This is a genomic window from Devosia sp., from assembly GCF_028290645.1.
GTDB lineage: Bacteria > Pseudomonadota > Alphaproteobacteria > Rhizobiales > Devosiaceae > Devosia_A.
Map to the genome: position 1 here is coordinate 1 of NZ_JAQGJL010000053.1, position 5,138 is coordinate 5,138.

Below are 5,138 nucleotides of genomic sequence, written 5' to 3' on the forward strand. Positions count from 1 at the left end.
CGTCTCCGCCCTGGCGCAGGCCGACGAACTCGCCCGCATTGCCCCCGCCGAGCAGCTGCTCACCGAAGCGACGCGCACTGCCATCGCTGACGCCAAGATCCCGCTGCCCGATGCCGCCCTCGTCAGCCTCGATACCACGCAGTTCGACAGCGAGCTCGCGACCAAGCGCATCGCCGCCGCCTTCCCCGCCGGCGAAGTCGATCCCACCGCCTATTCCCGCGCCAGCCGCGCCGCCCTGGGGGCGCTGCTCGACTACGTCCGCGACAGCCAGAAGGGCGTCCCCATCGCCCTTCGCCCGCCTGCTGCCGAGCGCCTCAGCGCCCATATGGCCATCGATGCCGCGACCCGCGTCTCGCTCGAGCTGCTCGAAACCCAGCGCGGCCAGGAAAAGGGCTCGCTCCGCCACGAGATCGACCTCGCCGTCACCCCGCCCGGCTCCCGCCTCCTTGCCCGCCGCCTCGCCGCTCCCCTGTGCGATGCCGCCCAGATCAATGCCCGCCTCGATGCGGTCGAATGCCTCGTCGCCGATGGCCTCCTCAACCAGCGCCTCCGCGCCGGCCTGAAGTCGGTCCCCGACCTCACCCGCGCCGTCACCCGCCTCGCGCTGGGCCGCGGCGGGCCGCGCGATCTCCGCGCCGTAGGCGGGGCCATCGCCGCCGCCATCGCGCTTTCTGATCGCCTCGCGACAGTCGATCGCCCACCGGCCGAGCTGAAGGCCATCACCGCCCGCCTCGCCGATGCCCCCGCGGCAGTCGCGGCCGAGCTCGACACCGCCATCGACGAAGAGCCGCCGCTGCTCGCCCGCGACGGCGGCTTCGTCAAGCGCGGCTATGACGCCCCCCTCGATGCCGAACGCGCACTCGCCTCTGAAACCCGCGCCGTCGTCGCCGCGCTGCAGGCCCGGCTGGTCGACGAGACCGACGTCAAGTCTCTGAAGATCCGCCACAACGGCGTCCTAGGCTATTTCGTCGAAGTCCCGGCCGGCCATGGCTCAAGACTGCTCGAGCCGCCGCACCGCGAAACCTTCATCCACCGCCAGACCATGGCCAACGCCATGCGCTTCACCACGGCAGAACTGGCCGAGCTCGAGGGCCGCATCGCCAAGGCGCATGACGCCTCGCTCGCCATCGAAGCGGCGGTCTTCGCCCGCCTCGCCGAAGCCGTCGCCGCCGAGCACACCCGCCTCCGTTCGATCGCCGATGCGCTGGCCGAGCTCGACGTCGCGTGCGCCCTCGCGCACCTGGCGATGACCCGCAATTTCTGCCGCCCCACCATCGACGACAGCCTCGCCTTCTTCATCGAGGGCGGCCGCCACCCGGTGGTCGAAACCAATGTCCGCGCCCAGCACGAGGTCTTCGTCGAAAACGGCTGCGATTTGACCGGCGGCGCGCTCTGGCTGGTCACCGGCCCCAACATGGGCGGCAAGTCCACGTTCCTCCGCCAGAACGCCCTGATCGCCATCCTCGCCCAGATGGGCAGCTACGTGCCGGCTTCGGCCGCCCATATCGGCGTCGTCGACCGCGTCTTCTCCCGAGTGGGTGCTTCCGATGATATCGGCGGCGGCCGCTCCACGTTCATGGTCGAGATGGTCGAAACCGCCGCCATCCTCAACCGCGCCACGCAGCGCTCGCTGGTCATCCTCGACGAGATCGGGCGCGGCACCGCCACCTTCGATGGCCTCTCCATCGCCTGGGCCGCCGTCGAGGCGCTCCACAACGATACCGGCTGCCGTGCCCTGTTCGCGACGCACTTCCATGAAATGACTGCGCTTTCGAAAACCCTGGCCCGCGTTACCAATCACACCATGAAGGTGCGCGAGTGGGAGGGCGAAGTGGTGTTCCTGCACGAGGTCGCCGACGGCGCCGCCGATCGCAGTTACGGCATCCAGGTGGCCAAGCTCGCCGGCTTGCCTGAAAACGTGCTCGCCCGGGCGCGCCAGGTGCTCGGCGTGCTCGAACAGCGCTCTTCCGGCGGAAAGGGCGCCGTGCTAGACGATCTGCCGCTCTTTGCGCATCAACCGCCCACCCCGAAGGCGGCCGTTAATCCCATCCATGACATGCTCGATCAGGCGCGCCCCGACGATCTTACTCCCCGCGAAGCCATCGACCTGATCTACGAGCTTAAGAAAATCCGCGATGCAGCTCGCCGAAATTGATGCCCGTCCGCGAAAACCGGCCTTCCAGCTTGTGTCGGCCGAGACCATCCTGGGCGATATCCGCCGCCTCGTGGCCGGCCAGGACCCCAAGTCCGCCAACGCCCGCGGCGCGGTGCTGCAGCATGTGCGCTCGGTACTGGCCGACGCGCGGCAAGGCGCCGAAGCCGAGCTGATGGCGACCGGCAAGGGCACCCGCTGCGCCATGAATCTGAGCGCTGCCGAGGACGAGATCATCCGCGCCGTCCACTATTTCGCGGTGCGCGATGTCTACCCGGTCGACAATCCGTCGGGCGCTGAAATGATATCGATCGCAGCGGTCGGCGGTTATGGCCGCGGCACGCTGGCGCCGGGCTCCGACATCGACCTGCTCTTCATTCTGCCCTACAAGCAGACCCCCTGGGGCGAGCAGATCACCGAATACATCCTCTACATGCTGTGGGATCTCGGCCAGAAGGTTGGCCACGCCGTCCGCTCGGTCGACGAGTGCATCCGCATGGCGCGCTCCGACATGACGGTGCGTACCGCGACCCTCGAGGCGCGCTACCTCACCGGCGACCGCACCCTCTTCGACGAACTCATCCGGCGCTTCGAAACCGAGATCATGCCCAAGACCGGGCCCGAGTTCATCGCTGCCAAGATGGCCGAGCGCGACGAGCGCCACCGCCAGATGGGCAATACCCGCTATGTGGTCGAGCCCAACATCAAGGACGGCAAGGGCGGGCTGCGCGACCTCCACACCCTGTTCTGGATCGGCAAGTACTTCTACCGCGTCAAATCCAGCGCCGAGCTGGTGGGGAAGGGCGTGCTCAGCGCCGAAGAATACCGGCTGTTCCAGCGCGCCGAGGATTTCCTCTGGGCGATCCGCTGCAACCTCCACTTCCTCACCGGCCGCGCCGACGAGCGGCTGACCTTCGACGTGCAGCCCGAACTCGCCGCGCGGCTCGGCTACAACGACCGCGCCGGCATGCTCGGGGTCGAGCGCTTCATGAAGCGCTATTTCCTCGTCGCCAAGGACGTCGGCGATCTGACCCGCATCTTCTGCACCTCGCTGGAGTTCGATCACGCCAAGCCCCTCGACATGGTCGGGCGGGTCCTCGCCCCGTTCAGGCGCGGCAAGGTGGCGATCAAGGGCGAGACCGATTTCGTGATCGAAGGCGGCCGGCTGAACATTGCCGGTCCCGAGGTGTTCCAGAAGGACCCCAGGAACCTCATCAAGGGCTTCATGCTGGCGGGGCGGCATGACCTGCATCTCCACCCCGACGCCATCAAGGCCATCCGCCGCTCGTTCCGGCTCATCGGCCACGATCTGAGGAACGACCGCCAGGCCAATGCCTGGTTCCTCGAGATCCTCACCGCCCCGACCTATGTTGAGCGCATCCTGCGCCAGATGAACGAAAGCGGCGTGCTCGGCCGGTTCGTCCCCGAGTTCGGCAAGATCGTCGCGCTCATGCAGTTCAACATGTACCACCACTACACAGTGGACGAGCACCTGATCCGCGCCGTCGGCGTCATGGCCGACATCGCCAACGGGGGCCTCCGCGAACAGCTGCCGCTGACCCACGAGCTGCTCCCACACCTGAACGATACGCGCCTGCTCTATGTCGCGCTCTTCCTCCACGACATCGCCAAGGGCCGCGCCGAGGACCATTCGATCGCCGGCGCCCGCATCGCGCGCAAGTTCTGCCCCCGCCTCGGCCTCGACGCGGCTGAAACCGACACGGTAGCCTGGCTGGTCGAGCATCACCTGTTGATGAGCGAGATCGCCCAGTCCCGCGATATCCAGGACCCCGAGACGGCCAAGAGCTTTGCCGACGTGGTGCAATCGCCCCAACGCCTCGCGCTGCTGATGATCCTCACCGCCTGCGACATCCGCGCCGTCGGCCCCGGCGTCTGGACCGGCTGGAAGGGCTCACTGCTCCGCTCACTCTACTATGCCACCGAGCCGCTGCTCTCGGGCGGCCACAGCCAGGTCACCCAGCGCGACCGCATCGAGGCGGCCAAGTCCGTGCTCAAAGCCGCGTTGTCGTCATGGCCCCCGGCCGAGGTCGACACCTACCTCGCCCGCCACTACGACCACTACTGGCTGCGCGCCGAGCCCGAGCTGCAGGTCGAGCATGCGCGCATGATCCGCGCCGCCGACCAGGCCGGCCAGATGTTCGCCGGCTCGATCCGCATCAAATCGTTCGAGTCGATCACCGAAGTCTCGTTCTACACTCCCGACCACCCGCGCCTGCTCTCGCTCATCGCCGGCGCCTGCACTATGGCCGACGCCTCGATCATCGGTGCGCAGATCTTCGGCACCCGCGATAGCCGCGCCGTCGACACCTTCCGCCTGCGCCGCTCGTTCACTTCCGACGAGGACGAAAAAGTCCGCGCCACCCGCATCATCGACACGGTGAAGCAGTTGCTGCAGGGCAAGCGCCAGGTGTTCATCGATCTCGGCAAGGACAGCCGCCACAACCGGCGCCTGAAACCCTTCACGCTCCCGGCGCAGGTCTCGGTGTCGAACACCATCTCGGAGAAGTTCACCGTCATCGAGGTCATGGGCCTCGACCGCACCGGTCTCCTCCACCAGCTCACCCGCCAGATCTCGGACCTCAACCTCACCATCGGCTCGGCCCATATCGGCACCTATGGCGAGAAGGCCGTCGACGTCTTCTACGTCACCGACCTCACCGGCCATAAGATCGAGTCGCGCACCCGCCAGAAAAAGATCCACGACGCCCTGCTGGCGGTGTTCCAGCCGGTCGAGGAGAAGGCGGCCAAGGTGGCGAATGGGTAGTGTGGTGGAGGCCTATCGGCCCCATCGCCTTCTCCCCTTGTGGGAGAAGGTGCCCGAAGGGCGGATGAGGGGTGCTCGCAGCGCCAGCTGTCGCCAGAAGCTCTGGCTCTGGTCGCGCAGACTTCGTCTGTCCGGCACGATCTCTCCTTGGTCCTCCACCGTGAAACGGGGGAGGGGGACCGGCGTAGCCGGTGGAGGGGG

The 5,138-nt window shown here is 67.5% G+C and carries 2 protein-coding genes; both read left to right on the top strand.

What is annotated here, in order from left to right:
• Positions 1–2,155, top strand: a 2,155-nt coding sequence (gene mutS, locus JWQ89_RS02910) for a DNA mismatch repair protein MutS (protein WP_299638255.1), incomplete at its 5' end; no start/stop codon positions are given.
• The gene (locus JWQ89_RS02915; RefSeq protein WP_299638256.1) at positions 2,136–4,937 is read left to right on the top strand and encodes a [protein-PII] uridylyltransferase; all 2,802 of its coding nucleotides are present in this window, start codon (positions 2,136–2,138) and stop codon (positions 4,935–4,937) included. The genes mutS and JWQ89_RS02915, both read left to right, overlap by 20 nt.
• Positions 4,938–5,138 lie beyond the last annotated feature (201 nt).

Bases quoted from the DNA above. Each gene is read 5' to 3' on its own strand.
- JWQ89_RS02915 (WP_299638256.1), top strand. From the start codon at position 2,136: ATGCAGCTCGCCGAAATTGATGCCCGTCCGCGAAAACCGGCCTTCCAG.